At 64.5% G+C, this 25,389-nt stretch carries 23 protein-coding genes; 17 read left to right on the top strand and 6 right to left on the bottom strand.

The window, feature by feature from the left end; all coding sequences use genetic code 11:
• The first annotated feature begins 37 nt into the window (after nt 1-37).
• Entirely contained in the window at nt 38-436 is a 399-nt protein-coding gene (locus BLU54_RS04045) for an eL43 family ribosomal protein (RefSeq protein ID WP_091905036.1), read from the top strand.
• A gap of 70 nt (nt 437-506) precedes the next feature.
• On the opposite strand, the gene BLU54_RS04040 is transcribed toward BLU54_RS04045, so the two are convergent.
• The 4 genes from BLU54_RS04040 to BLU54_RS04025 form a co-directional block, all read right to left on the bottom strand.
• On the bottom strand, nt 507-1,631 hold the full coding sequence (locus BLU54_RS04040; protein ID WP_091905033.1) for an ATP-binding protein: 1,125 nt from the start codon (nt 1,629-1,631) through the stop codon (nt 507-509).
• Between the two features lie 181 nt (nt 1,632-1,812).
• Nucleotides 1,813-2,355 carry a MarR family winged helix-turn-helix transcriptional regulator gene (locus BLU54_RS04035; protein ID WP_170845008.1) on the bottom strand — a complete coding sequence of 181 codons (543 nt, stop codon included), beginning with the start codon at nt 2,353-2,355 and terminating at the stop codon, nt 1,813-1,815.
• Nucleotides 2,356-2,732: 377 nt separating this feature from the next.
• Entirely contained in the window at nt 2,733-3,182 is a 450-nt protein-coding gene (locus BLU54_RS04030; protein ID WP_170845007.1) for a PaaI family thioesterase, read from the bottom strand.
• A gap of 23 nt (nt 3,183-3,205) precedes the next feature.
• Nucleotides 3,206-4,165 (bottom strand): hydroxymethylglutaryl-CoA lyase, encoded by a 960-nt coding sequence (locus BLU54_RS04025; RefSeq protein WP_091905024.1) that lies wholly within the window; start codon nt 4,163-4,165, stop codon nt 3,206-3,208.
• A gap of 324 nt (nt 4,166-4,489) precedes the next feature.
• On the opposite strand from BLU54_RS04025, the gene BLU54_RS04020 reads away from it, so the two are divergent.
• The 7 genes from BLU54_RS04020 (at nt 4,490) to BLU54_RS03990 (ending at nt 12,650) form a co-directional block, all read left to right on the top strand.
• Nucleotides 4,490-5,263, top strand: a complete 774-nt coding sequence (locus BLU54_RS04020; RefSeq protein ID WP_091905021.1) for an enoyl-CoA hydratase/isomerase family protein — start codon at nt 4,490-4,492, stop codon at nt 5,261-5,263.
• Nucleotides 5,260-6,459 carry a CaiB/BaiF CoA transferase family protein gene (locus tag BLU54_RS04015; protein ID WP_091905018.1) on the top strand — a complete coding sequence of 400 codons (1,200 nt, stop codon included), beginning with the start codon at nt 5,260-5,262 and terminating at the stop codon, nt 6,457-6,459. Before BLU54_RS04020 ends, BLU54_RS04015 begins: the two co-directional genes overlap by 4 nt.
• A 32-nt stretch (nt 6,460-6,491) precedes the next feature.
• Nucleotides 6,492-7,292, top strand: coding sequence for an enoyl-CoA hydratase/isomerase family protein (locus BLU54_RS04010; protein ID WP_091905016.1), 801 nt, complete (start codon nt 6,492-6,494; stop codon nt 7,290-7,292).
• The gene (locus BLU54_RS04005; RefSeq protein ID WP_091905013.1) at nt 7,285-8,949 is read left to right on the top strand and encodes an AMP-binding protein; all 1,665 of its coding nucleotides are present in this window, start codon (nt 7,285-7,287) and stop codon (nt 8,947-8,949) included. The genes BLU54_RS04010 and BLU54_RS04005 overlap by 8 nt, the downstream gene beginning before the upstream one ends.
• 66 nt (nt 8,950-9,015) lie before the next feature.
• Nucleotides 9,016-10,359, top strand: a complete 1,344-nt coding sequence (locus tag BLU54_RS04000; RefSeq protein WP_091905010.1) for an MFS transporter — start codon at nt 9,016-9,018, stop codon at nt 10,357-10,359.
• A gap of 54 nt (nt 10,360-10,413) precedes the next feature.
• Nucleotides 10,414-11,361, top strand: a complete 948-nt coding sequence (locus BLU54_RS03995; protein WP_091905007.1) for an NAD(P)H-dependent flavin oxidoreductase — start codon at nt 10,414-10,416, stop codon at nt 11,359-11,361.
• 275 nt (nt 11,362-11,636) lie between these two features.
• Complete coding sequence (locus BLU54_RS03990; protein ID WP_211435296.1) at nt 11,637-12,650, top strand: quinone oxidoreductase family protein; 1,014 nt, start codon at nt 11,637-11,639, stop codon at nt 12,648-12,650.
• 57 nt (nt 12,651-12,707) lie between these two features.
• Here the strand turns inward: BLU54_RS03990 and BLU54_RS03985 are convergent, their stop codons facing one another.
• Nucleotides 12,708-13,688 (bottom strand): LysR family transcriptional regulator, encoded by a 981-nt coding sequence (locus tag BLU54_RS03985; protein ID WP_091905004.1) that lies wholly within the window; start codon nt 13,686-13,688, stop codon nt 12,708-12,710.
• 221 nt (nt 13,689-13,909) lie between these two features.
• On the opposite strand from BLU54_RS03985, the gene BLU54_RS03980 reads away from it, so the two are divergent.
• The 5 genes from BLU54_RS03980 (at nt 13,910) to BLU54_RS03960 (ending at nt 18,968) form a co-directional block, all read left to right on the top strand.
• Nucleotides 13,910-14,929 (top strand): PDR/VanB family oxidoreductase, encoded by a 1,020-nt coding sequence (locus BLU54_RS03980; protein ID WP_091905001.1) that lies wholly within the window; start codon nt 13,910-13,912, stop codon nt 14,927-14,929.
• Between the two features lie 188 nt (nt 14,930-15,117).
• On the top strand, nt 15,118-16,428 hold the full coding sequence (locus BLU54_RS03975) for an aromatic ring-hydroxylating oxygenase subunit alpha (protein ID WP_091905972.1): 1,311 nt from the start codon (nt 15,118-15,120) through the stop codon (nt 16,426-16,428).
• The gene (locus BLU54_RS03970; RefSeq protein ID WP_091904998.1) at nt 16,428-16,931 is read left to right on the top strand and encodes an aromatic-ring-hydroxylating dioxygenase subunit beta; all 504 of its coding nucleotides are present in this window, start codon (nt 16,428-16,430) and stop codon (nt 16,929-16,931) included. The genes BLU54_RS03975 and BLU54_RS03970 overlap by 1 nt, the downstream gene beginning before the upstream one ends.
• Nucleotides 16,932-17,250: 319 nt before the next feature.
• Entirely contained in the window at nt 17,251-17,814 is a 564-nt protein-coding gene (locus BLU54_RS03965; RefSeq protein ID WP_091904995.1) for a nuclear transport factor 2 family protein, read from the top strand.
• Entirely contained in the window at nt 17,811-18,968 is a 1,158-nt protein-coding gene (locus tag BLU54_RS03960) for an amidase (RefSeq protein WP_091904992.1), read from the top strand. Before BLU54_RS03965 ends, BLU54_RS03960 begins: the two co-directional genes overlap by 4 nt.
• A 735-nt stretch (nt 18,969-19,703) precedes the next feature.
• Here the strand turns inward: BLU54_RS03960 and BLU54_RS03955 are convergent.
• On the bottom strand, nt 19,704-20,972 hold the full coding sequence (locus tag BLU54_RS03955; RefSeq protein WP_235837780.1) for an MFS transporter: 1,269 nt from the start codon (nt 20,970-20,972) through the stop codon (nt 19,704-19,706).
• A 495-nt stretch (nt 20,973-21,467) separates the two neighbouring features.
• Between BLU54_RS03955 and BLU54_RS03950 the strand changes: the two genes are divergently transcribed.
• The 4 genes from BLU54_RS03950 to BLU54_RS03935 are packed head-to-tail and all read left to right on the top strand — an operon-like array spanning nt 21,468 to nt 25,323.
• Entirely contained in the window at nt 21,468-22,796 is a 1,329-nt protein-coding gene (locus BLU54_RS03950) for an MFS transporter (protein ID WP_091904986.1), read from the top strand.
• Nucleotides 22,797-22,853: 57 nt separating this feature from the next.
• Entirely contained in the window at nt 22,854-24,077 is a 1,224-nt protein-coding gene (locus tag BLU54_RS03945) for an acyl-CoA dehydrogenase family protein (RefSeq protein WP_091904983.1), read from the top strand.
• 18 nt (nt 24,078-24,095) lie between these two features.
• Nucleotides 24,096-24,647, top strand: coding sequence for a flavin reductase (locus tag BLU54_RS03940; RefSeq protein ID WP_091904967.1), 552 nt, complete (start codon nt 24,096-24,098; stop codon nt 24,645-24,647).
• The gene (locus BLU54_RS03935) at nt 24,616-25,323 is read left to right on the top strand and encodes an EthD family reductase (protein WP_091904964.1); all 708 of its coding nucleotides are present in this window, start codon (nt 24,616-24,618) and stop codon (nt 25,321-25,323) included. Before BLU54_RS03940 ends, BLU54_RS03935 begins: the two co-directional genes overlap by 32 nt.
• The last annotated feature ends 66 nt before the right edge of the window (nt 25,324-25,389 follow it).

Below are 25,389 nucleotides of genomic sequence, written 5' to 3'. Positions count from 1 at the left end.
TAATGACGGCACCTTAGATTTCTTGACGATCCCCGCCATGCCCGAGTATCTGTGTGCTGCCGAACTGATCGATCTTGCACGGCGGGCTGAGACGGCATCGCCAGCTGCGTGTGCGTGCACGAAGACGTCCCTCGTCGGATGGCAGTCACAGCCGGTCTCGCTCGACGAAGCCCAGTTGCGCGAGATTGCCACCTTGCTGCCGCCGGACGATCCGGAACCAAGCTTCGCCGAATACTTGCCCGGCAAGGTGAAGTACTGGTCGCCCGATGCGCCGATCGCGCCGCGCTACTTTCCGTACAATCGCTGTGGCATATGGGAATGCCGGCACTGCGGACGGCTTTACCTTCGCTATACGGAAGGCGGTGGCTATTTCGTCGATCGACGGATCCGCGCCCTCGATTCGGCCCTGATCGAAGACGTCCCGATTCAGGACTGAGCTTGCGCTGGGCCGCCGCACAGCGCTATCGGCTCGGCGTGACAACCTTGCTCCGCCTCCCGCGATGCGTTCACCGCTCTGCCGCGGCCTTGCGTCGGATCCAATCGGCGAATGCTTCGTCCTCGATCCGATAATCGCCCAGGCCCAGACGGGTGACCGCGTTGTCCTTCTCGAGCCGCCGCAGTGCATGTGAAACTGTACTCTTGCTGGCCGGCCTTCCGAGCATTTCGGACAAGCGGCTCAGCCCACTGCCGCTGTGTACGCCATAGTCGCTACGGGCGATCAAGATAAGCACCGCCTGATCGGCGGGATTGCGCGCGCTCCACTGCTTATGGAAGTGATCGTCGGAAAAGACGGTTGCCTTGGTATGACTCAGGGCGGCGTCGACACCCTGGACCTGGTAAAGCATGTAACGCTCGACAAACCGTTTGAAGAATTCCGGCGTCGAATGCAGCTCCGAGAATGCATGAATGCCCTGCTCCAGCTTCAGCCGGTTCCGCGCCATGCTGTTCATCAGTCTGACGGTATAGTCGACGAACTCCACGCCAAGGAGTGGAAACGGCTCGAGCGCGGCCCAGTTGTAAAACGGCTCTGAGGCGCGCGCGAACATTGTTCTCAAGGTAGTCTCGGAACTGCCGGCGAAGATCACCTTGATGCGATCCTTGCGGATGTCCAGACCGGCGCGCAGCGCGTGGGCGAAGTCGCCGTTACGCGCGTGAGCGAGCACCTGGGCCTCGTCAATGACCAGCAGCAACGGCTTTTTCTGCCTGTCGATCTGCTTGAGCACCTCGCGCAGCGCGAGGCTGCTCTGTTCGGTGCCTAACTCGGCTTCGAATGTTCCCTCGACGCTGCCCAGGATCTTCGCGCCCGCCTTCACCTTCCGCACCGGCCTGCCAAGCGCTGACAGGACAGCCTGCATGCCGTGAGGCGCCAGTGCCTCGGACAGCGCCGAAACCACGGCGCTGTCCGGCGCCGCCCGGCTTTCCCACAGGTTCGTGTAAGCGATGAGATAGCCGCGTTCTGTTGCAGCAGGCAGCAGGTCCTGCTGGAGGAACTCGGTCTTGCCCATCCGACGGCGGGCAAATAGACCGCGCGCGGACGACAGCTTCAGATCAAACGCATCGAGGTAGGCGGCCGCAAGCGAAGGCCGAGCAAAATGCCATGGGTCGGAGCTCGCTGTTTCGTCGAGTTTCATCGAGTTTCATCGAATGTGAGAAGTCTCAAATCGGTTGAGACTCGATGATACCGGCGCGCTCGCCTCGAAGGCAACGCGGCGCGTTCGCTCCATCGCGCTCCATCGCGCTCTATGACGCTCTGTCACGCTCCGCCACGGAGGTCACCCGTTATCATTCGCGCTGCCCCTGGCGGCTTCGCGCCTACCGTGCCGCGACCGCAACCTGCCCGAGCGTATCGGCATCAGACGGCTGTTGGTCGTCGAACGCAGCACTTCGCGCTTCTGCCTCTTCACGCTCCTGATCGAGCAACACCCTGGCCTGGTGCGTCAGCTTCTGAAGGATGCCGGGCAACAGTTCGCGCTCGGCGCGCGTCAAGCAGGACAGCAAACGCGCGTTGCGTTCCTCCGCGATCGGGAATACCTTCGACACCAACGCACGGCCCGCCTCCGTCAGCGTGATCACGACGCCGCGGCCATCGGTGGCATCGGCGCCTCTCGCAAGCAAGCCTCGTTCTTCAAGACCGCGCACGGTGCGGCTGGCGAGTCCCCTGTCAAACTGAGCATGCTCGGCGAGCCGGTTCATCGACATGCCGTGCCTGCCGTGCAACAACGCAATGCAGCGCCATTCGTTCATGGTCAGGCCAAAGCTTCGCTCGTACTCGCTCGACGATCCTTTCGTGTAGATGTTGGTCAGCTGCCGCAACTGGAACGAAACCAGATCGCGCAGATCGCCTACCGCAGTCATTTCATGCGCCTCCAAGGAGGCCGCCCGCGCGGCTTGCGCTTTTCTATTGTGGCCAATCGCTCCCACATTCACCTCCGGCGGACAAAGGGCATGCAACGCAACCCATTTGCATGACAACATCAAGCATTTTAACAGAAGCCGCTACGCCTTCAGGGGCTTCGGACGTCAGGTGGTTTCGACTAGCGTGCGTTGGGCCGGCGCCGTTGCTAATGGCGCGCGCTCTGCACGCGCGACCTGCCCGATGACTTCTTCCGTTGTAGGGTTCACCACGTCGATGGTGCAGTCCGCGGCACCCGCTTGCCACGCTCCGTTGATGTAGCGCCGCACGTTCTCGTACAGGGGATGCTTCTCCCGTGTCGGTATTCGATGAGTTGCCGCTACGCGTGGCTGGTCTCGATATCCGGCTTGCCGCCCGATTCGGTGCCCGATTCGGTGCCCGGTTCGGTGCCTGACCTGCCGCGAGGTGCGACGGCGAAGACCGCGCTCGCGGTGGCGACGATGTCGTCCGCGGCGTTGCGCACTTCGGCGTCGCAGAAAGCGAGCGTACGGCCACACCGTCGCACCTGCGCATGGGCCGTGACGCGGCCCGACGCAGGTTTGAGATAGTTGACGGTGAGACTGACAGTGCCCAGATTCTCGACGCGACCGCTGCTGCGCGTCGCAAGCCCCATTGCGGTATCAAGCAACGCGGCGATCACGCCGCCATGCGCATTGCCGTGCCGATTCTTTTGCCGGTCCTGCAGTTCGCAGACCAGGGTCGCGCTGGTGCCGTCGTACTCGGTCAACTCGAAGCCCTGATCGAGGCAGAACGCCGATTCGAGCGTCACCGGCTCCCTCGTCGCAGCCGTGCTCATGCGGCGCTGCCGGCGGCGGTGCGTTCGCGGCCGCCTGTCAGCATGGGGTTGAGCCCGGTACGAGCGACCCGGCTCGCCAATTGACGGCCCAGCGCGCGCTCGCATGCCTCCGACGCTCGCATCATGGCGTCAAGGTCGATGCCGGTGGCTACGCCCATGGTCTCGAGCACATTGACGAAGTCCTCGGTACAGACGTTGCCGGTAACGCCGCCGCCGTACTTGACCTTTGCCGGATGCCCGCCGACGCCGCCGAGCGCCACGTCGTAATGGCGCACGCCCGCTTCGAGCGCCGCCAGATAGTTCACGATGCCGGTGCCGCGCGTATCGTGAAAATGGGCGATCGCTTCGACTTCCGGAAAGCCACTCAGCATCGCGCTGAACAGACGCTGCGTGCTGGCTTGCGTCGCGACCCCGATCGTGTCGCCCAGCGTTACGTGATGGACGCCCAGGCTGGCAAACCGCTCGACATCCGTCAGTACGCTGGCTGCGTCGATCGCGCCCTCGAACGGACAGCCGAATGCAACCGAGATCGTACCGATCAGCCGAAAGCGGCCTCTGGCGGCATCCGCCATCGCCTCGACGCGCTGCCACTGCGCGGCGCGCGTTTGCTTGAGGTTGCGCTGTGAATGCGCATCGCTGGCCGACACGAGCAGGCTGATCTCGTTGGCGCCGATTCCCGCGTCTAGGTCCGCCAGCGCGCGCTCCACTGCCCGCAGGTTCGCGCAGGTCGCCTTGTAGAAGACACTCTCGGCGCGCGGCAGCATGCGCAGAAGCGCCGAGGCATCGGAGAACTGCGGCACGACCGCCGGATTCGAGTACGAGGTGGCTTCGACCCGAGCGAAGCCGGCGCGCGCGAATGCGTCGATCAGGTCAGCCTTCTCTTGCGTGGGAACGAAGTCGGGCTCGTGCTGGAGTCCGTCACGAGCAAAGCATTCGCATAGCGTTACGTCAGGCATGGGGCCCATCACTCGACGATTTGATTGACATTCGTCCAGATCAAACCATCACCGTGATGCGAAGTCAACTATCAGACGCACCCATTAGCGATTGCATCGCGTTCGGAAAAACTTCGGAATAGCCGCCGGAACATGCGTACGCCCATGCTTTTCGCTGTATTTTCTAGCGATACGGGGTTCGCTCCATACCTCAACGGCCACGCACGAGAAGGGTTTACACCTACCATAGCGCTGTATTTGTACGTAACTTTGTCACGCATATTTGTTTGACTCGATCAAACATGAGCATTACTCTTCAACTATCGCTTTCCGATGCCATCAAACATGACTGATACCGCCAGCCTGCTCGTCGAAGATCGGGCCTCAGTACGGGTGCTCACGATGAATCGCCCCGACAAGCGCAACGCGCTCGACAACGCCCTCACGCAGGCTTTGCTCGGCGCGCTGCAGGCCGCCGATCGCGATCCCGCCGTCAAGGCCATTGTCCTCGCCGGGGCTGGCAAGGCTTTTTGTGCCGGCGCGGACGTCAAGGAATTCGGCGGATTCGTCCATGCCGGCGGTGCCGACGATGCCAGCCGGGCCGCGCAGGCGGCGTTGGATCGGGCACACCTGACCACCAATCTGCACCGTGTGTTTTCGCAGATCGCGAAGCCTGTGATCGGGGCAGCGCACGGCTATGCAATGGGCGGCGGCGCCGGACTTGCGCTGGCGTGCGACATGCTGGTGGCCGGGGAGAGTCTGAAGCTCGGATATCCGGAGCTGAAGCACGGCATTGTCGCGGCGATCGTGATGGCCAACCTGGTTCGGCAAGTTGGGCGCAAGACGGCATTTGAACTGGTGTCCTTGGGCGAGACGGTGGACGCAGCGCGCGCGCTGGCGCTGGGACTGGCGAATCGCGTCGTCCCGGACGAGGCACTGCTGGAGACCGCCGTGGCCTTCGCCGAGCGCCTTGCGACCTTCGATGGCCCAGCAATGAACGCCACCAAGCGTCTGTTCCATCGCGTCGCGGATCTGCCGCTGCAACAGGCCCTGGATGCCTCGCTCGATACCAATCTGATGATGCGCAGCTTCCGCAAGGAAGGCGGGAAGGCCCAATGAGCGCCACCCCGACCAAACCGCTTGCGAATGTCACCGTCGTCGAACTGGCGCGCGTTCTCGCCTGTCCATTCGCTGACATGATCCTGGCCGAACTGGGCGCGACCGTCATCAAGATCGAGCAGCCCGGCGCGGGTGACGAAACGCGCAGCTTCGAGCCGCAGGTCGGCGACGAATCCGCATACTACTTCGCTTGCAATCGCGGCAAACAGTCGGTAACGGCCAACGTGAAGACCGAGTCCGGACGCCGCATCGTGCGCGAGCTGACGCAGCGTGCCGACGTGCTGATCGAGAATTTCCCGGTTGGAACGCTGGCGCGCTACGGGCTGGATCACGCAGCGCTGCGCGCCGAGAACGAGAAGCTGATCTACGTGTCATGCACGGGCTTCGGCCAGACCGGCCCTTACGCGAAACGCAAGGGCTACGACACCGTGTTCCAGGCGATGGGCGGCATCATGAGTTTGACCGGAGAACGCGGCGGCGGTCCCGTCAAGCCGGGCCTGCCGATTGCCGACCTGACCTCCGGCATGTGGATCGCGATCGGCCTGCTCTCGGCGCTCAACGGGCGCACGCTGACGGGCCAAGGCTGCCATATCGATTTTTCGATGCTGGACGGCCAGGTAAGCCTGCTCACGCTAGCGGCAGGACGGTACTTCGCGCTCGGCGAGGTGCCGCCCCGGCTCGGCACGGAGCACCCTGGGCGCGTGCCCTCGGCCACCTTCGCATGCAACGACGGTGCGTACGTTCACATCACATGTAGCGACCAGCACTGGCAGCCGCTGTGCGAACTGCTGTCGCTTCAGGCCCTCGCCGCGGATCCGACGCTGTCCACCAACGCTGGACGGGTCGAGCACCGCGAGCGTGTGATGGCGGCACTGACGAAGGCAATCTCCGGTTGGTCGCGACAGGCGCTTTGCGACGCGTGCGATGCGGTGGGCGTGCCGGCCGGGCCGATCAACAACGTCGCGGAGGTGCTTGCGGACCCGCACGTCCGGGCGCGCGGCATGGTGAGCGAGTTCGATCATCCGAGCGTTGGAACGTTCGGTGCCCTGCCCTTGCCGTTCAAGTTCGACGGTTTCGCCAACCCGGAGGTTGCTCGCCCGCCTCTGCTCGGCGAGCACACTGATCAAGTTCTGCGCGAACGCCTTGGCTACGACGAACAGCGCATCGCCGCGCTGCGACATGAAGGCGCGATCTGACGCGTCGGCGCTTATTCGATGAGAGAAACACGATGAATGACGAGCAAACGCTGGTTGTCGAACGCCTGGAAGGCGTGGCGGAAATCATCCTCGACCGTCCGGCGCAGCGCAATGCGCTCAACGCTGCAATGTGCGACGCATTGCGGTCGGCCGCCGAACGCCTTCGCCATGATGAATCGATCCGCTGTGTGATCGTCCGCGCCCACGGTCCCGTGTTCTGTGCCGGCGCCGACCTGAAGGAGCGCAAGGGCATGAGCGCCGACGACGTGCGCGCTCGGCGCCTGAAGGCGTTCGCCGCCTACGACGCAATCGAGAGAATCGGCAAGCCGTGCATCGCCCTGGTCGAGGGGCCGGCGGTCGGCTCGGGTGGCGAGATCGCGATGGCTTGCGATTTCATCGTGGCGACGGAGAAGACCAGCTTTCGGACACCCGAGGCACTATGGGGCACCGTAGGCGCAACGCAGCGCTTGCCACGCGTGGTCGGCAAGCGACTCGCGAAGGATATGGCGTACACCGGGCGCGCCCTGTCGGCCGATGAGGCGCTGCGCGTGGGTCTGGTATCGCGCATCGTGCCGGCTGAAGACGCTGTCGACGTGGTGCGCCAAATGGCAAGGGACATCGCCGCTGCGCCGCCGCTTGCCATGCAGTTGACACGCGACTGTATCGATCGCGGCGTCGAGACCGACCCGGCCGGTGCGCTTGCCATCGAGATCCTCGCCATCGATACGCTGCTGCAGAACGCGGACTGGAAGCAATCGATCTCGGCATTCGGGCAACGCGATGACGGGCCCCAGTCGCGCGCCGACGCGAAGACGGGGGCGCACCATGCCTGAGAACTATGAGCACTACGAACACTACGCGGAACGCTTCGGCTTGCGCCAGCCCATCACGCTGCCAGCGATTCTAGCGGCGCGCGCCGTTGACACCCCGGATGCGGAAGCCCTGGTCATCGACGGCGAACGCATCCGCTATCGTGAATTGGCCGAACGTGTGCAGGCTGCTGCGGCCCGGATGGTCGCCGCCGGTGTGCAACATGGCGAGCACGTCGGCATCCTGATGGGCAATTCCGTCGACTGGGTCGTGCTGTTCTACGCCGCGGCATCGATCGGCGCGGTCACCGTGCCGGTGAATACGCGGTTCAAACTCGACGAGCTGAACTACTGCCTGAAGCAAGGCGACGTACGCGTGCTGTTCTACGTCGACACCTTCCTCAACATCGACTACACCGCGCTGCTGCGCGAGGTCGAACCCGCGTTCGACAGCCAGCTGCCGGGCGAGGTCCTGCCGCTGCTGCGGCGCGCGATACTGATCGGCGACAGTGCGCGGCCGCTTCCCTCGGGCGTCGAGCGCTTCGAATCGCTTCCCGATACGCCCCGGTTGCGCGCCGAAGTCGCCGCGCGCAGCGGTACGGTGACGCCTGACGACACGCTGTTGATTCAGTACACCTCGGGCACGACGTCGTTCCCGAAGGGCGTGCTGCTGAGACACCGCAACATGCTGATGAATGCCGCGGCGTCCGCGCAGCGCATCGGCGTGCGATCGAACGACCGCTACTTCAGCGTTCGGCCCTTCTTCCACGTTGCCGGCACCACCATGTCGTTGCTCGTCGCGCTGGTGTCCGGTGCCTGCCTGTTGTCCGTACCGTCGTTCGACGTGGCGAGGGTGTTGACGATCCTGGATGAGGAACGCTGCACGCTCACGTCCGGCAACGACACCATCTTCCTGATGTTGATGGGCCATCCCGACTTCAGCCGGGAGCGCATTCACCTGCGCGGCGGCTGGGCGGCCGCGGGCCCCGAGATCATGCAGAAGATCCACGACGTGATGGGCGTCAAGTACATGGTTGGCGCCTACGGACAATCGGAGGCATCGCCGAACGTCGTTCTCAACGATTGGCGCGACCCGCTCGAATTGCGCGTCGGGGGCTGGGCCGCGCCGCATCCCGGCATCGAGATTCGTACCGTGTCGCCTGACACCGGGCGCGTCCAGGCGGCCGACGCGCCAGGAGAAATCCAGGTGCGCGGCTGGAGCGTGATGAAGGGTTACTACAACAAGCCGCAGGAAACCGAGAAGGCATTCAGCGAAGATGGCTGGCTGCGCACCGGGGACCTCGGCGTGATCGATGGCGAAGGCCGGCTGCGCATGCTCGGCCGGCTCAAGGATGTCTTCCGGGTTGGCGGCGAGAACGTCGCTCCCGCCGAAGTGGAGGAGACGCTGTTCGGCCATCCGGCGGTGCAACTGGCCCAGGTCGTCGGAGTACCTGATCCGCGTCTGGGCGAGGTTGCCGCGGCGTTCGTGGTGCTGCGGGTGGGCGCGCAGGCGTCCAGCGAAGAGCTGATCGCATGGTGCAAGGCGCGCTGCGCCAATTTCAAGGTACCGCGTTACCTGCGCCTGGTGCAGTCGTTCGACGACATCGGCATGACAGGCAGTTCCAAGGTTCAGAAAAACAAACTGCGCGACTACGCGATCCGTGAATTCAATCTCGCGTGATTGCCGCCGGACGGCTTTCGCCGTCCGCGCGTCGACGACAGAACACCATCCTGAAAGGAGGAGACAATGACCACCTATACGACCGGTGCGGTTGACCTCGCGCCCGCGTTGGACGCGGTGAGCGAATCGACATACCGGAAGATCGGGCGCCGCATTCTGCCGCTGCTGTTCGTCTGCTACATCATCAACTACATCGATCGCGTGAACATTGGCATCGCGCAGATCCAGTTCAAGGCCGACCTACATTTCAGCGACCTCGTGTACGGCATTGGCGCCGGACTCTTCTTCGTCGGATTCCTTCTTTTCGAGGTGCCCAGCAACCTGCTGCTGGCGCGGATGGGGGCGCGCAGGACGCTGTTGCGCATCATGGTGCTCTGGGGCGCCGTTTCGGCAGCCACCATGTTCGTGCGCACGCCGATCGAGTTTTACATTGCCCGGATGCTGCTGGGCGTGGCCGAGGCCGGCTTCTTTCCCGGCATCATCCTCTACCTCAGTTATTGGTTTCCCGCCGAGCGGCGCGCGCGCGTCACCGCGCTCTCTTTCATCGCCATCCCGGTGGCGACGATGATCGGCGCGCCGCTGTCGGGCTGGATCATGCACAGCTTTCACCGGCTCCACGGCCTCGCCGGCTGGCAATGGATGTTCCTGCTCGAAGGGCTGCCCGCGATCGTGCTCGGCGTCATCGTTTATTTTCGGCTCGAAGACCGCCCGGAGGCCGCCGCATGGCTGACGGCCGAAGAGAAGGCAAGTCTGGTGAGCGTGCTGGCTGCCGAACGGCGCAACCGCGCCGAGCCTGGCCACGGCCATGGCGGCATGCTCACGGCGCTGCGCGATTGGCGTGTCTACGTGGCGGGGCTGGTGTCGTTCTGCGCCTACGTGCTGGCCAGCACCATCGCCTTTTTCGCACCGATGGTAATTCAGGCCACCGGGGTTCGCGACGCGCTGCAGGTCGGTCTGCTTGCCGCGATTCCGCCCGTCGCGGGGATCGTCGCGATGGTGCTGGTAAGCCGCCATTCCGACCGCATGCGCGAGCGGCGCTGGCACGCCGCGTTGCCGCTGATGTGTGCGGCAGTCAGTCTCATCGCGCTGCCCTTCGCCCGCGGCGACCTGGCGTTCTCGGTATTGCTGCTGGCGATCGCCACGTCAGGCCATCTATCCAGCCTGTCTGTTTTCTGGACCATTCCGTCGACCTATCTGGGTCCGACGAGTGCGGCCGCCGGGATCGCGCTGGTGAGCAGCATCGGCTCGCTGGGTGGGCTCGTCGGACCGAGCATGATCGGCTACGTGAAATCGGTCTCCGGCAGCCTGACGCTGGGCATCCAGTTCGCAGGCTGCTTGATCCTGGCCGGTGGCGTCATGCTGCTGATCGGCATCCCGGCCCGCTTGCTGGCCAGCGGCCAGTCGCGATGAGGCCGCGACGGGCGGAGCCGAGATAGCCAACACTGAAACCAGAAGGAAGACACAATGACCCCGACCAGATTGACCCGCATGCTGAGCGTTCGATATCCGATCATCCAGGCCGGCATGAGCTGGGCGTCATCGAATGCGGCCTTGCCAGCTGCGGTCAGCAATGCGGGCGGGCTGGGCGTCATCGCTGCGGGGCCGATGTATCTGGACGCCTTCCGCCAGGCCGTGCGCGAGGTCAAGGCGGCCACCAACGGCGCCACCTTCGGTGTCAATCTGCCGCTGTACCGGCCCGCGGCGGCATCGTTCCTGGACGTCATCGAGGAAGAGCGGGTGCCGGTCGTGTTCGCGTCGCAAGGCGGGCCCAAAGCGCACCTCGAACGTTTCCAGCGCATCGGCACCCGATGGATTCATGTCGTCTCGACCATCGAACACGCGCGCAAGGCCGCCAATGCCGGCGTGGACGCGCTCGTGGTCGTGGGCAGCGAAGCAGGCGGCCATCCACCCGCCAACGGGGTCAGCACGCTGATTGCCGTGCGGCGTGCCGCCCAGGAATTTTCGATTCCCATCGTGGCCGGTGGCGGCGTTGCCGACGGCTTCGGCATCGCCGCGCTGCTCGCGCTTGGGGCGGACGCCGTCCAGCTCGGCACGCGCTTTATCGCGACGCGGGAGGCCGGGGTGCACGACAACTACAAGCGCGCCATCCTCGACACCGATGTCGCCGACACGGTGTTGGTAGGTGTCCGCGGGCTTCCGGTGCGCATGACCAAGAACCGTTTCGCCGACGCCGTGCTCAATGCCGACCGGCGCGAGACCGACGACGCGGCGTATGACGCACTGTTCAAGAGCAGCACGCTGAAACAGGCTGCGCTCGACGGCGATGTCGAGCGTGGCAAGGTGGAGTTGGGCCAGTCGGCGGGGCTCATCCACGACCTGCCCAGCGCTGCCGAGGTGATGGCGCGTCTGGTGCAAGAATACGAGCAGGCGGTGGCGCGTCTGGTGCATTGACCGCCAGGCTGTGCGGCATTGACGCCGCATTGTCCAAAGCATCAGCAGCCCGCGTTCGACATCTGACGCCTTGCTGTTTCCGAGACCGGCCGTCGCCGGAGCGACCGTCCTGGCCGGCGGCCAAGCAGACGTTCAACGATGCCGGCCGAAGCGCCCCGCGACGCGCGGCGGAATATCCGTAGCGACATGTGCAGAAACCCGCGCACAAACCCGCGCGTAAACGCTTGCGAGGAAACGAGATACGATTCGGGCACTGACGAAGAACAGAGACCGAGATGATGAACGCAACGATGCGGGTATTGCGAGTCCATGCCTGGGGGCAAACGCCCGTGCTTGAGGCAGCGCCGACGCCCACGCTCGGTCCGGGAGAAAGCCTGGTCCGCATCGAGGCGGCCGCGGTCAGCCATCTCGATTTGACGGTCCTGAGCGGACGGTTCAATGTGCGCCCCGCGCTGCCATACATCGGTGGCGTTGAAGGCGCGGGGACAATCGAGCGGTCGGAACGCTTTGCCTGCGGAACGAAAGTGGCCATTCGCGGCAACGGCCTTGGCTTGAGCCGCGACGGAACGTGGGCGGAATTCGTCGCCGTGCCCGATGCCGCGTTGCGCGAGATCCCGTCGGACCTCGACGCCGCGACCGCGGCTACCGCGTACAGTCCGCTGACCACCTCGTATATCGCGCTGCACGACATCGGACGTCTCGGCGCGTGGCGGATCGATCAAGCGACCTCGTCGGATATATCGGTGGCGGCGGACGAGGTCGTCGCCGTCATCGGCGCGGCCGGCGCGGTCGGTTCGGTCGCCACCCAGATGGCCCTGGCTGCCGGTGCACGGGTGATCGGCACCGTTTCGCGGGCCGAGCGGGTACCGTTCGTTCCAGCCGGCGCCGAGACACTGTCGCTTGCCGACGATGCAGCGACGGCACGCCTGGCGCGCGATCAGTCCGTCACCCTGCTCATCGATACGATCGGCGGCGCGGGTTTCTCACAACGGCTTGGATGGGTCCGGCCCGGAGGACGCGCGGTGATGGTTGGCTACACCGGCGGCACGGACGTCACCCTCAACCTCCCCAACTGGTTCCTTGGAGACGTTGCACTACTGCCGGTCAACATGCTGCGGCGCGAAGCCCGTGCCAACGCGCTGATCGGCGGCTTGACGGAACAGGTGATGCGCGGCGCGCTGGCGCTCGCCGTGGAACGCCACGCCATGCAGCATGCGGCCATCGCTTTCGAGCGCTTGCGGCGCGGGCAGGCGCGGGGCCGGCTCGCGCTGACATGGACCGACGCCTGACGTTGCCAAGGTCGGGCCAGTGGTCCGTGGCCCGCGGACGATACCGGACTGGGCGCGCTAGCTTCGCATCATCTGCATGACGTCGTTCAAGCGCGTGCGAAACCACGCATTGCCGTCGTCAGCGGCAAAATGGGCGTGCCAGTGCAGTGTGATTTCGACTCGCGGCAGCCTGACCGGCAACGCGAATATCTCGAAATCGCCCTCTTCGCGCAGGATCTCGGCCAGACGCCGCGGCAGCGTGGCGACGTGATCCGTCACGCGCAACACGCGTGGCACCGAGGCGAAGTGGGACAGGTCCAGCGCAACGTTGCGCTTGACGCCACGCGCGTGCAAGGCCACATCGATGCCGCCGTGACTCTGCTCCAGCGAACTCACGCGCAGATGGGTTGCGTCCCGATAGGTCTGCATCGACAGCAACGGATAGTCGGCGTGCGCCAGCCGGGCATCGGCGTCGTCCGGTTCGCCGCTTCGCCGGCGCGTCGCGGAGCGGTGGGCCGCGCCATGACGACGACGCATGCAGACATAATCCTCGTCAAACAGGATCATGTTCTCCGTCTCGGCCATCAGACCGGGGAGATTGCCGATCGCGAAATCCAGACGACTGCTGCGCAGGCGCTCGACGATTGTCTCGATCGATGACGGAAGGCTTTCCAGGCGAACGTGCGGCGCCTCGCGATGCAGCACTTCGCACAGCCGCGGCAGGTAGGCCAGTTCGCCCGCGTCGGACAGCGCCACTCGGAACGTCCGGCTGCTCGTCGCGGGATCGAAGCGCTCGGCGTGGCGCAGTGCCTCTCGGACCGACTCCAGGGCACGCGCGACGATCTTCGAAAGCTCCAGCGCCTTTGGTGTCGGCTGCATCCGCGAGCGGGTCCGGACGAAGAGTGGATCATCGAAGACCGCACGCAGTCGTCCCAGCGAATAGCTGATCGCCGGTTGCGACAGCCCGAGGCGGCGTCCTGCGCCAGTCAGGCTTTCCTCTTCGACAATGGCCATGAAGACCCGCAGCAGATTCAAATCGATGTGGTCGAGCGAAGGCATGGCACTGTCTCAAAAGGTTGGGGACCCATCCTGGTGCCGGCGTTGCCGGCACGGTTCGCCAGCTCAGCGGCGTCGGAAGGCACGCGCAGTGGTGGCGCGGGCTGAATCATAAGCGCGGCGGATCATGGGGGGCAATTTTAATAAATTTGAGCAATGTGCGTGCGCTCGCTATTCTGAGGTCATCGTCACCAGCAGTGACACGCAACGGCTGACCATCGCCCATGAGTGTGCAATCCCCTTCCCACGCCAAAGCAGGCACGATCAGCGTGAGAATCGACGCAATCGTCGACGAGACGCCGGACATTCGCGCCTTCCGCCTCGTGCGCAGCGACGGTGAACCGTTCGACCGTTTCGAACCCGGCGCCCATGTCGACGTACTGATCCCGGACGCACCGGTGCGCCAGTATTCGCTGTTCGGCGATCCGGGCGATCGGACCGCGTATTGGTTTGCCGTCAAGAAAGAACGCGCGTCTCGCGGCGGTTCGCTTGCACTGCACGAGCGCGTGCAGGTCGGCGACGAGATCCGGATCGGCGCGCCGCGCAATCTGTTCAGGCTCCAGCCCGAGGCGGCACGCCACATTCTGATCGCCGCCGGGATCGGCATCACCCCGCTGCTGAGCATGGCGCACCACCTGTTGGCACGTGACGACACCGCACGTCAGGACTTCACGTTGCACTACTTCGTGCGTTCGGAGCCGGAGGGCGCCTTCATCCCGCTGTTGCGCGAGGCACCGTTCGCCCGCCATGTGCAGATTCACGCCGGCATCGGCCGCGAGCGGCTCGATGATGCGCTGAACGTCCTGCTCGCCGACGTGCCGGCTTCGGCGCAAGTCTATACCTGCGGTCCCGCCGGCTTCATGGAGGCGGTGGTCGAAGCCGCGGCACGCCATCTTCCGGCGGACCACGTCCACCTCGAACGCTTCGGCGTCGAGCAAGCAAGCGGCGCACACGAACTGGCGACTGAAGGCGCCGCCAGCGCCTTCGACGTCGTGCTGGGAAGCAGCGGCCAGCGTGTCAACGTGCCAGCAGGGACGACCATCGTCGAAGCCCTGGCCACCGTGGGCATCGAGATCGACACGTCCTGTGGCGAAGGCATCTGTGGCACCTGCATCGTCGATGTCGTACAGGGAGAACCCGACCACCGCGACCACTGCCTCAGCAAAGCGGAAAAGGCCGGCAATCAGGTGATCTGCTGCTGTGTTTCACGGGCGCGAAGCGCCGAGCTGGTGCTGGACCTTTGATCGACGCGCAGCGCCGCCGCGCGGGCCGGTGAGCCGATCGGACGGACTGGCCGACCGAAGCGGGCGCAGCCCGCCCTGCTGCACGGCACGAGCGACGGCACGCCAACGAGACAAGAAAGTCGGGGACTGAACGCCCCGTCACAACAATGCGTCAGTTGCACGAACCCCATACCCACATGAGCCAATCGATGAGCAATACGCATCCTCAAACTATCGACTGCACCGGGCTTTATCAACGGGCCGAGTCCGACCGCATCGCGCCGTCGCTGTACTACGACCCGGCGCTGTTCGAAGCCGAGTTGGAAAACATCTTCTACAAGACATGGATCTGGGTGGCTCACGAAAGCGAGCTGCCCAACCCGGGCGACTTCCGTACCACGACCATCGGTCGGCAACCGGTCATCGTGGTGCGCGACCGGAGCGGGCAAGTGCGTGTCTTGCAGAACCGTTGCCGTCATCGCGGCGCAACGGTTTGCGAAAAGCAGAAGGGCAATGCGAAAGGCTTCACCTGTCCGTATCACAGCTGGAGCTATGCGCTCGACGGCACGCTCCGCGCCCTGCCGTATGGGGATGGCTACGAAGGCGTCGTGGACAAGTCGGAATTGCCGCTCGCCAGCCTGCGCGTCGGCATCTACAACGGTCTCATTTTCGCCAGTTTCAACCAGAACGTGGAACCGCTGGACGATTTCCTTGGCGGAGCCAAGCCGTGGATCGACCTCTTCATGAAGCAGGGCGCGGGCTACCCGGTCAAGACGAACGGCGAGCACAAATTCAAATTCAAGGGGAACTGGAAGATTCAGCTCGAGAACACGACCGATCTTTACCACTTCCCCGTCGTGCACAAGTCGTGGCTGAAGTCGATCGACGAGGAAACCGAGAAGATCATCACCAGCTTCATGACCAGTGATCAGGCATTCTGCCGCGCGCTGGGCAACGGTCACAGCCTGGCGGTGCTGATGCCGGAGCTGGTCGATCTCGATCAGGACGACGGCGCGCCGCTGCCGGAGCGCTTCAAGCCGCTCATCGAACAACTTTCATCGAAGCATTCTCCCGAAGCGGTGCGTCGCATCGTCCGGTCGCTGCTGGGCGTGGGCTTCAACCTGAACCTGTTTCCAAATCTTGCCTTGTCGATGGCGTTCTTCCGGGTGCTGCGGCCGATCTCCGCGGAGGAAACGGAAATTCGACACGTTGCACTGGGCATGGACGGCGGTCCCGAAGAAGCGAATCGCGAGCGGCTGCGCATCCATGAACACTTCCAGGGCCCGTTCGGCTTCGGCAGCCCGGACGACGCGGAGGCATGGGAACGCGTTCAACGCGGTTCCTATGCCGGTCCCGACTTGCCGATCCTGGTGAATCGCGGCCTGAACCGCGAAACGACCGCACCGAACGGTGAGAAGACAGCCCACTCGACGGACGAGACCGGGATGCGGGAAGCGTACGCCAAGTGGCGCGAGATGATGGCAGCGGCCGAGAGCGGCGCGGCAGGAGAAAAAGCATAATGGCTCAGCACGAGACAAGCGGCATGCGCCCGGCCTTCGCCGCCGCCATCGAACTGATCTGGCAAGAAGCCGAACTCCTCGACCGCAAGGACTATCGCACGTGGCTCACACTCTGGACCGAGGACGGACACTATGTGGTACCGATCGAGCCGGACACGACGGACTTTGCTGCGTCGCTGAATTACGTGTATGACGATCACGTGATGCGGAAGCTTCGCGCGGACCGGATGCTGAGCGGTTTCTCCGCATCGGCAAGCGACTCGGCGCGTACGGTTCGTACCGTCTCGCGCTTTGTGGAGCAGACGCGCGGCGACGAGGGCGGTATCATCGAAATCCGCTCGTCGCAGGTGGTCGTCGCCTGCAAGCGTGCGACGACCACCCTGTTCGCGGCCGATGTCACGCATCGGATTGCGTTCACCGACGGACAACCGAAAATCGTCGACAAGGTGATCCGACTGATCGACTCGCTCGAAGCGCTCAATTCGATCGGCTTCCTGTTGTAGCCGACGACACGCTCGCCGCCCACGCATGTCGCCGGGCGGCGAGCGTGTGCAGTGGTGCGCCGCTGCACACCGTGGCGCACGCCCGACACCGGCGCATGGAGCCGGCGCGTGACAGCTCGTTACAGCTCCTGGCAACACATGACGACACATGGCGACACGTGGCAGGAAGTGTGGACCCTGCCGATGTACGCGCTTGGAGTTGGCGCGTCCGCCACACACCGAGGTCCGGCATCTGCTTTCGCCTACCCAACCAGCACCGCCAGCACTGCTCCGCCGCTGTCACGACGGCGCGCTTTGCTCCGCTCTCTCGTTCGCGCCAATGAATTCTTCCATCGAAAACCTGGCGGCGCGTCTGTCCCGCCTCGAAGCAGAATCCGAAGTCCGACGCCTCTTTACCCGGTATATGCAGCTTTGCGACGTCCCGCAGCAGGAGGCGGATTTCGCGATGCAACTGCGAGCACTTTTCACCGGTGATGCCGTATGGGAGGGCGTCGGCGACTTCTACGCCGACAAGTTCGGACGCAACGAAGGGGCTGACCAGATCGTGGCAATGCTGCTACGCTATCTGCCGCCCACCGCGCATTTCGTGGTCAACGCGCATCTGCTCGGCTCCGAGCACATCGAGGTCGACACCGATGCAAGTCGCGCGGTCGGGCGTTGGATCATGCAACAAACGTCGATCTACGTCGACCGTGCGCCGCAGACGATCATCGCACGCTTGCGGATCGGGTTTGCAATCGACGCGGCGTCGAAGTCGATGCCCGATGCCGGCACGCCACCGCAGTGGCGCATCACGCACTTCCAGACGGAACGCATGCTCGACGCAAACTTCGATGCAGTGCCACGCACCAACCTTCAGCACGTCCAGGAACCGCGCTCATGAATGAACTGATTGCCCGCTTCGAACTCAATGGCGCCCACAGCAACGGCTTGACGATCGCTGTCAAGGACTGCATCGACATCGCCGGCATGCCGACGCAAGCCGGTAGCCGTGCGTTGGCCGACGCCCCGCCCGCCGCCCAGCATGCCGAGGTGGTGAGCCGCCTGCTTGCAGCCGGCTGGCAAATCGTCGGCAAGGCGAACATGCACGAGCTTGCCTTCGGCATGACCGGCATCAACGCGTTCACCGGAACGCCGACCAATCCGCAAGCACCGGAACGCGTGCCCGGCGGATCGTCGAGTGGCTCGGCGGCGGCCGTGGGCGCCGCATTGGTCGATGCCGCGATTGGCACGGACACCGGCGGCTCGATCCGCGGGCCGGCGGCCTTCTGCGGGGTCATCGGCTTGAAACCCACGTTCGGCCGCGTCAGCCGGCAGGGTGTCACGCCGCGCGAGAGCACGCTCGACTGTGTGGGACCTTTCGCGCGCGACATGAAGACGCTGGTCGCCGTCATGCAAGCGATCGCACCCGACTTCGACCTGTCGCCGGCGGCGGTCGACGACGCCGCGGCGCGCACTGGACAGCCGTTCACGCTGGGGGTGTATCGCGGCGAAGCCGATCCGGCGATCAATGCTGCTGTCGCGGCGGCGTTGGCACGGACCGGGCTGGCGCAACGGCCGGTCGATCTGACCGGCATCGAAGATGCATTCGATGCTGGCCTGACCGTGATCAACGCCGAGACCGCCCGCGCGTTTGGCGAGTTTGTAGGGCGCAATGTGCTCGGCGCCGACCTTGAGGCTCGCCTTGCACTCGCGCGCAACACGAGCGCGGACGACCTCGCTCGGGCCGAAACAGTACGCGAACGGTTCACGGCGCAGGTCGACGAACAACTGCGTCAGGTCGACGCGATCGTGCTTCCGACCATGCCGTCTTTGCCGATCACCGTCGACGAAGCAAGAAATGGCGTCCCGGTCATCAGAACCTCGTTCTTCATCCGACCATTCAATTTGACCGGTCACCCCGCGCTTTCACTGCCGATCCCAATCGAAGGCAGCGACATCAAGGCCGGCTTACAGATTGTCGGACGACACGGTGCCGACGAGAAAGTCTGCGAGATCGCCGCGTTCATCGAACGGGCAATCGCCAACCGCGCCTGACCTGACGTCGTCTTCGCCCGGCTGATCCAGCCGGGCGCTTTCATCTGAGCCTCGTGTCGAACCGGTGCGCGCACCTCACGCGGCAAGCCAATGCACTGCCTAACTCGGCTCTGCCGACTGCCCGGCACCTGCGAGCCCCAGCCCGGCACATTACCGCGATACCCCACCGCGACACCCCACCGCAACACCTCACCGCGCCGCGCGCTTGCGCTTCTGCTGAGGCCTTTATCGCCTCTATCGCCCTCAACGCCACCCGTCGCCTCCCGACGCCACCGGTCGTGCGTTGAACCCGACGAGGATGACCCGCAAAGTCTCGCGTCGATTCGCGGCACACACCGGCTGCGATGGACTGCATGCGCCGCGGAATGCGCCACGAGTTGCGACGACCGAATGCGTGCATCGCGCATCGTGTGGCCTGTCTCACGCAACCGATTCGACGACCGATCCCGGGCTTCCGCCCGACCGCTACCCAGCCTGTATTCGGCCTCTCGGCGGCTTCTAATCGGCCCCACGCGCTTGCATTGGACCGGTGTGGGGTCGGCCCCGGCTCGCTACGCGGCACCAACACGTCAAACAGAGCCCCGCTGGCCGCGGCCAGCCCGACATCGCACGCGCCCCCCAATGAGATACAGCAGCGCGACACAAGACCAGGCAGGCGACCACCGACAGCATAAATGGCAAGAGGCACATCCCACCTTGCGGATGCGCCCCTTGCCCGCTCCGAACGAAGACCGCTCAGGCCGTAACCCGGCTTGTGACGACTCGTCGTGGCTCGCGGCTGACCAGGAGCGTGATCACCGTGATCAGTCCAAGGATCATCAGGAACACTGCCACCGGCCAGGCCGCGTGATACCGCTCCAGCAAGGCCGTCGCGATCACCGGCGACAAACCGCCGGCGAAGACCGACGCAACTTCGTGTCCCAACGCAACGCCGGAGTAGCGCACCTCGGTCGAGAACAACTCGGTGATCAGTGCCGGCAGTGTCCCGATCATCGCGCCGTGGCACACGGCGGTGCCGAGGATCAGCGCGAAGTAGATCATCACGGGCTGACGCGTGTCGAGCAGCCAGAAGAACGGGAAGGCCACCACCATCAAGCCGACCGCGCCGATCAGGTAAACCGGCTTGCGACCGATGCGGTCCGACAGCCAACCCCACGCCAGCATCGCCGCCATCTCGACCACCATCGCGACGGTGACGCCAGTCAGCATGATTGCGTTCGGAATGCCGACATACTTCGCGTACACCAGCGAGAACGCCAGGAAGATGTAGGCGCCACCGTTTTCCGCGAAACGCAGCCCCATTGCGACGAGGATCTCCTTCGGATGGCGGCGGATCACCTCGACCACCGGCAGATGCGTCGTCTTGTCCTTCTGGGCCGCCTCCGCAAAGTCGTGGCTCTCAGGCAAACGGCGGCGGATGTAGATGCCCAGAACGAAGATCACGACGCTGCCGAGAAACGGCAGGCGCCATCCCCAACTCATGAACTGCTCGTGCGGCAGCGCCTGCACCGCGAGGAAAGCGGCGGAGGCGAGCACGAAGCCACCGCCGACGCCCAACTGACTCCAAGCCGACAGGTAGCCGCGGTTCCGCTCATCGGCATTCTCGCTGATCATCAATACGCCGCCGCCCCACTCGCCACCCGACGCGATGCCTTGCACCACCCGCAGCACGACCAGCAGAATCGGGGAAAGGATGCCCGCCGATTCGTAAGTCGGCAGCAGCCCGATCCCGAAAGTCGCCACGCCCATCAACAGCAGCGTCCAGACCAGCGACGTCTTGCGACCCAGTCGGTCTCCGATATGGCCGAACACGATGCCACCCAGCGGCCGCGCCACAAACCCCATCGCGAAGGCGGCAAACGCGCCAAGCGTGCCGATCAACGGGTCGCCGTTCTTCGGGAAGAAGAGCTGGCCGAAGACGAGGGCCGCGGCAGTGCCATAGATGAAAAAGTCGTACCACTCCATGGCATTGCCGGCAACGGAAGCGACGAGCGTTCTACGCATCACCGCTCGGTCATACGGACCGCTTGCAGTCGGCCCGGCGACTCGGGCACCGGTGTTCTCTGATGTCATGCGGGGCGTTTCCAGTTGTTATGGTCTCACCGCAGTCTAAGGACTAACAAAAAGCATTGGAAATTTATCAAATATAGGACCCGTCATTGATCGCATTGATGATGCGATGGCGCGCACTTCGCCCGTCGGACCAGGCGCCGTCGACGTGCGCCACGCCGACACGCCGCACGCCTGACGGACTGCATCTCGCCGTCGCGAGCAGCAGGGAAGCGCCGCCCCGCGCAAGCATGGCCACCCCGGGTTGTTACCGACATAAATCCGGTTCATGTCTCGTATTTTTGTCCCGAATTTGACCGCACCGCCCCGTCCTCCCTATCGTGTCTCACCCCTCCTCGACTCCAACCGCCGTCTTTGCGCTAGCGGATGCCTTGCGGAGGCCGCCAAAACCGCGTCTCCACGACATCGCCGCCAACAGTGAGCACACACATGAGCGCATCCACGACCGCGCAAGTCCCGTTGCAACGCAGCAGCATGTTGCGACGAGCCGTCGCCACCGCAGTGCTGGGCCAGATCCTCGAATGGTATGACTTCTTCCTCTACGGCACGGCCGCCGCCCTCGTGTTCGGCAAGCTGTTCTTCCCGGTCGGCAACGATCCGCTGACGGGCACGATTGCGGCATTCGGCGGCTTCACGGTGGGTTTCATCGCGCGTCCGATCGGCGGCATGCTGTGCGGCCACATCGGTGACCGATATGGCCGCAAGGTCGTGATGATGGCGACGCTTCTCACGATGGGGACCGCCACCGTGCTGATGGGACTGCTGCCGACCTACCACCAGATCGGTATCGCCGCCCCGATTCTCCTAGTACTGCTACGGATTCTGCAAGGCCTCGCCGCGGGTGGCGAGTGGAGCGGCAGCATCCTGTTGATACACGAGAATGCACCGCCGACACGCCGCGGCGCCCTTGCGGCGTGGAGTCCGTCGGGCGCCGCGTTCGGCTTCGTACTGTCGACCGGCGCGTTCCTGCTCGCGCAGCAATTGAGCGCCGATGATTTCCAGAGCTGGGGATGGCGCGTGCCGTTCCTGGCGAGCGTGGCTCTCGTCGTGCTCGGCTTGTGGATGCGCCGGTCGGTCGGCGAGAGCGCTGATTTCGCGCAGGTCAAGGAAACGCGGCACGAGAGCCGGATGCCTGTTCTCGACGTGCTGCGTCAATGTCCGCGCGAAGTGCTGACTGTGTTCGGCTTGCGTTTCGGCGAAGGCGGCGCGTCGTACATCTTCTTTGCGTTCTCGATTGCCTACGGCCAATTCCTCGGCATCAAGTCGAGCTGGATACTCGGCGGACTGACGCTGTCAATGCTGCTGATGATCCCGGTGTCCCTGCTCGTGGGTCACATCACCGACAAGGTTGGCCGCAAGCCGGTCTACCTTGCCGGCGCGCTGTGCATGGTGCTGGTCGCCTGGCCCTATTTCGTGCTGCTCGGCTCCGGCGAGCACTGGAAGATTCTCGCCGCGCTGATTTTGGCCAACAGCGTCACGCTCGGCATCCTGGAAGGTGCGCAGCCGGCCTTCATCAGCGAAATGCTGCCGGTCCATCTACGCTTTTCGGGCTTGGGCATCGGACGGGAAATCTCTTCCGTGCTCGGCGGCGGTCTGTCGCCCGTGATCGCCACCGCCCTGCTCTCGCACTATCGCAGCGGCGCGCCGGTCGCGATCTATCTCGGCGCCCTCGGCCTGATCACCGTCATCGCCACGTGCTTTGCACGCGAGACCTATCCAAAGGCGATGCGCGAACAGTTCCGCCGCGAGGCGCGCTGAACGCCGTGCGTGGCGCGGCAGGCATCCTGCAAAACATCTGCACTGAGGTTTCCGAGCATGCAAGCAATCGATATAAACACAGATCTCTCAACGGACAGCGCCGATGCGGGCGCCGAGCGTCGCGCCGCGGCGCGGGTTGACCGTCCCCGGCTTTCTCTGGATGTGCTGGTCGGCGAGATCGCGCAGCGACGCGGCGAGTTCGACGCACAATCGTACATCCCGCGTGACATGGTCGAGCGGATGAAAGAGGCGGGCATCTTCCGCTCCAGCACGCCGAAGCGGTTCGGTGGTGACGGCATGCCGCCGCCACGCTTCTTGGAAATCCTAGAACGCATCGCAATCGCCGACGGGTCCGCCGCCTGGGTGGCCGCGTTCGGCTCCGCAAACACTTATCTCGCGGCGCTGCCGGTGGAAACGCAGGCGCATATCTATGCATCCGGTCCGGATCAGGTGTTCGCAGGCGGACTGTATCCGTTGCAGAAGGCGAATCGCGTCGACGGCGGCTACCGGATCACGGGCCAGTGGCACTTCGCAAGCGGCTGCAAAGGCGCGGATTGGATCGGTGTCGGCATCGGTGGCACGCCGGCGCCGGACGGTGCGGCGGCGCCGCAAGCCGGCAAACCTTTCACGGCCGTCCTGCCGGCGAGCGAAGTGGAAATCGTCGACAACTGGAAAGTTGTCGGCTTGCGGGGGACCGGCAGTCACGATCTGAAGCTGGCGGACAAGTTTGTCGACGAGCGCTGGACCTTCGTGCGAGGCGGCGCGGCATGCATCGACGAACCGCTGTACCGCTATCCGGCGGTCGCCTACCAGGCGCAGGTCCACGCAGCGGTGAACCTGGGACTGGCCCGCGCGGCGCTGCAACTGCTGGCGGATCTGTCGGGCGTTACCAAGACGACGACCGGCGCGCCGCGTCTTGCGGATCGTCCGTACTATCGCATCGGGCTCGCCCAAGGCGAGGCGCAGTTGCGCAGCGCGCGGGCGTTCTTTCTCGAATCGTCCGAGCGTGCCTGGCAGACGATCATGCGAGGCGACCCGATCGATGCGACGGAGGCCAACCTGCTACGCCTTTCAGCCACCCATGCGGCTCACACCGGTGCCAGCGTGGTGATGCAGGCGTACAAGATGGGCGGCATCAATGCGATCTACCAGGAGAGCCGTTTCCAGAAGCTGGTGCGCGATTCGATGGTCGTCACGCAACACGCGTTTCTCGGCGAGGGAACCTACGACGCCGCGGGGGCACTGTTCGTCGGCATGCCGCCCTCTTCGCCCTACCCGTGACAGCGACGGAGCCACCTGATGAGTGAAGAAGCCAACAGGCAACGATTCCGCGATGCCATGGCGAGGCTGGCGGCGGCCGTCAACGTGATCACCACCGACGGGCCGCATGGCCGCTGTGGCTTCACCGCAAGCGCGGTGTGCTCGGTGACCGACAGCCCCCCGACCATGCTCGCGTGCGTCAACCGGTCGAGCTATTCGCACGCCGTTCTGAGCGGCAATCGGCATGTGTGCATCAACGTGTTGGCGGCCCACGATACCGACACGGCGAACCTGTTCGCCGGGAGGACCGGATGCACGATGGCAGACCGGTTCGAGCAGCGTGCGTGGATGTCAGGCGTGTTGGGTACCCCGGTGCTCGCCAACGCGCTGGTTGCCCTGGAGGGCAGGATCGTCGACAGCAAGACGGTTGGCTCGCACGCCGTGTTTTTCGTCGAGATCGACGACATCGCGATAGACGATGGCGCGGCCAGCCTGGTGTATTTCGACCGGCAGTTTCATCGGCTGGGCATGCCCGCCGCTACACACGGGAGCGCTGACCATGCAGCTTTGCCTATTCACCGCCGCCGCTGATGGCGGCGTGCCGGCACCGGACGTTCCGACGCTTCGGCAAGCCGCCGTCGATGGCACCGGCCTGCAACAAATCATCGTTCACCGTGCGATTGCAAGCGCGACCGGATTGGACCCCCGCATCAGCGAAAAAAGCGATGCGCCAGCCTGGGTGGTGCAGTGGTACTTCGATGCGCTTGACGCGCTGGAGCATGCCGCGCGCGACGGTGGCCCGATACAGCGTGCGTTGGCATCATCGCTGCCAGCACCGCATCATGCGGCGCTGAGCACGTATCAGGTAATGGGCGTGCGCCGCTACACGTTGGCGGCACCTGCACCAGCGCGTGATGCTTCGTCCCGCTGCAGCTACCTCGTGACCTACGAGGGTCCGGCACAGGATCCGCACGCCTGGCTATCGCACTACCTGGCGCATCATCCGCCGCTGATGCGCGAACTGCCCGGCCTGCGCGAGCTTGAAATCTACACGCGGGTAGACAGCGCCACATCACTACCTTTCACCCGCAGCGATGCGATGCAGCGCAACAAGGTCGTCTTCGACGACCCGGCCGCGCTGGCCGTCGCACTGGCCTCGCCGATACGCGATGCAATGCGACGCGACTTCAACGCGTTGCCGCCCTTCGCCGGCGGCACACCGCACTGTGCAATGCACAGCACTTACTGTAACCTGCTCGCACAATAGATCGCGATCGTCCGAAGGCAGGTGTTGAACGGTCAGCTTACCAACCTCAGACGGGGCCGGGCGCCG

It is taken from the genome of Chitinasiproducens palmae, from assembly GCF_900095735.1.
GTDB lineage: Bacteria > Pseudomonadota > Gammaproteobacteria > Burkholderiales > Burkholderiaceae > Chitinasiproducens > Chitinasiproducens palmae.
The sequence above is the reverse complement of the archived record's forward strand: the minus strand, read 5'-3'. Positions and strand labels throughout refer to the sequence as shown.

What these genes read in the sequence shown, in the direction of transcription:
- BLU54_RS03955 (WP_235837780.1), bottom strand. Translation starts at nt 20,972, where the DNA reads ATGCGTAGAACGCTCGTCGCTTCCGTTGCCGGCAATGCCATGGAGTGG.
- BLU54_RS04000 (WP_091905010.1), top strand. Translation starts at nt 9,016, where the DNA reads ATGACCACCTATACGACCGGTGCGGTTGACCTCGCGCCCGCGTTGGAC.
- BLU54_RS03945 (WP_091904983.1), top strand. Translation starts at nt 22,854, where the DNA reads ATGCAAGCAATCGATATAAACACAGATCTCTCAACGGACAGCGCCGAT.
- BLU54_RS03975 (WP_091905972.1), top strand. Translation starts at nt 15,118, where the DNA reads ATGAGCAATACGCATCCTCAAACTATCGACTGCACCGGGCTTTATCAA.
- BLU54_RS03970 (WP_091904998.1), top strand. Translation starts at nt 16,428, where the DNA reads ATGGCTCAGCACGAGACAAGCGGCATGCGCCCGGCCTTCGCCGCCGCC.
- BLU54_RS04025 (WP_091905024.1), bottom strand. Translation starts at nt 4,165, where the DNA reads ATGCCTGACGTAACGCTATGCGAATGCTTTGCTCGTGACGGACTCCAG.
- BLU54_RS03935 (WP_091904964.1), top strand. Translation starts at nt 24,616, where the DNA reads ATGCAGCTTTGCCTATTCACCGCCGCCGCTGATGGCGGCGTGCCGGCA.
- BLU54_RS04035 (WP_170845008.1), bottom strand. Translation starts at nt 2,355, where the DNA reads ATGACTGCGGTAGGCGATCTGCGCGATCTGGTTTCGTTCCAGTTGCGG.
- BLU54_RS04010 (WP_091905016.1), top strand. Translation starts at nt 6,492, where the DNA reads ATGAATGACGAGCAAACGCTGGTTGTCGAACGCCTGGAAGGCGTGGCG.
- BLU54_RS03980 (WP_091905001.1), top strand. Translation starts at nt 13,910, where the DNA reads ATGAGTGTGCAATCCCCTTCCCACGCCAAAGCAGGCACGATCAGCGTG.
- BLU54_RS03960 (WP_091904992.1), top strand. Translation starts at nt 17,811, where the DNA reads ATGAATGAACTGATTGCCCGCTTCGAACTCAATGGCGCCCACAGCAAC.
- BLU54_RS03965 (WP_091904995.1), top strand. Translation starts at nt 17,251, where the DNA reads ATGAATTCTTCCATCGAAAACCTGGCGGCGCGTCTGTCCCGCCTCGAA.
- BLU54_RS04020 (WP_091905021.1), top strand. Translation starts at nt 4,490, where the DNA reads ATGACTGATACCGCCAGCCTGCTCGTCGAAGATCGGGCCTCAGTACGG.
- BLU54_RS03940 (WP_091904967.1), top strand. Translation starts at nt 24,096, where the DNA reads ATGAGTGAAGAAGCCAACAGGCAACGATTCCGCGATGCCATGGCGAGG.
- BLU54_RS04015 (WP_091905018.1), top strand. Translation starts at nt 5,260, where the DNA reads ATGAGCGCCACCCCGACCAAACCGCTTGCGAATGTCACCGTCGTCGAA.
- BLU54_RS03950 (WP_091904986.1), top strand. Translation starts at nt 21,468, where the DNA reads ATGAGCGCATCCACGACCGCGCAAGTCCCGTTGCAACGCAGCAGCATG.
- BLU54_RS04005 (WP_091905013.1), top strand. Translation starts at nt 7,285, where the DNA reads ATGCCTGAGAACTATGAGCACTACGAACACTACGCGGAACGCTTCGGC.
- BLU54_RS03985 (WP_091905004.1), bottom strand. Translation starts at nt 13,688, where the DNA reads ATGCCTTCGCTCGACCACATCGATTTGAATCTGCTGCGGGTCTTCATG.
- BLU54_RS04045 (WP_091905036.1), top strand. Translation starts at nt 38, where the DNA reads ATGCCCGAGTATCTGTGTGCTGCCGAACTGATCGATCTTGCACGGCGG.
- BLU54_RS04040 (WP_091905033.1), bottom strand. Translation starts at nt 1,631, where the DNA reads ATGAAACTCGACGAAACAGCGAGCTCCGACCCATGGCATTTTGCTCGG.
- BLU54_RS03990 (WP_211435296.1), top strand. Translation starts at nt 11,637, where the DNA reads ATGATGAACGCAACGATGCGGGTATTGCGAGTCCATGCCTGGGGGCAA.
- BLU54_RS03995 (WP_091905007.1), top strand. Translation starts at nt 10,414, where the DNA reads ATGACCCCGACCAGATTGACCCGCATGCTGAGCGTTCGATATCCGATC.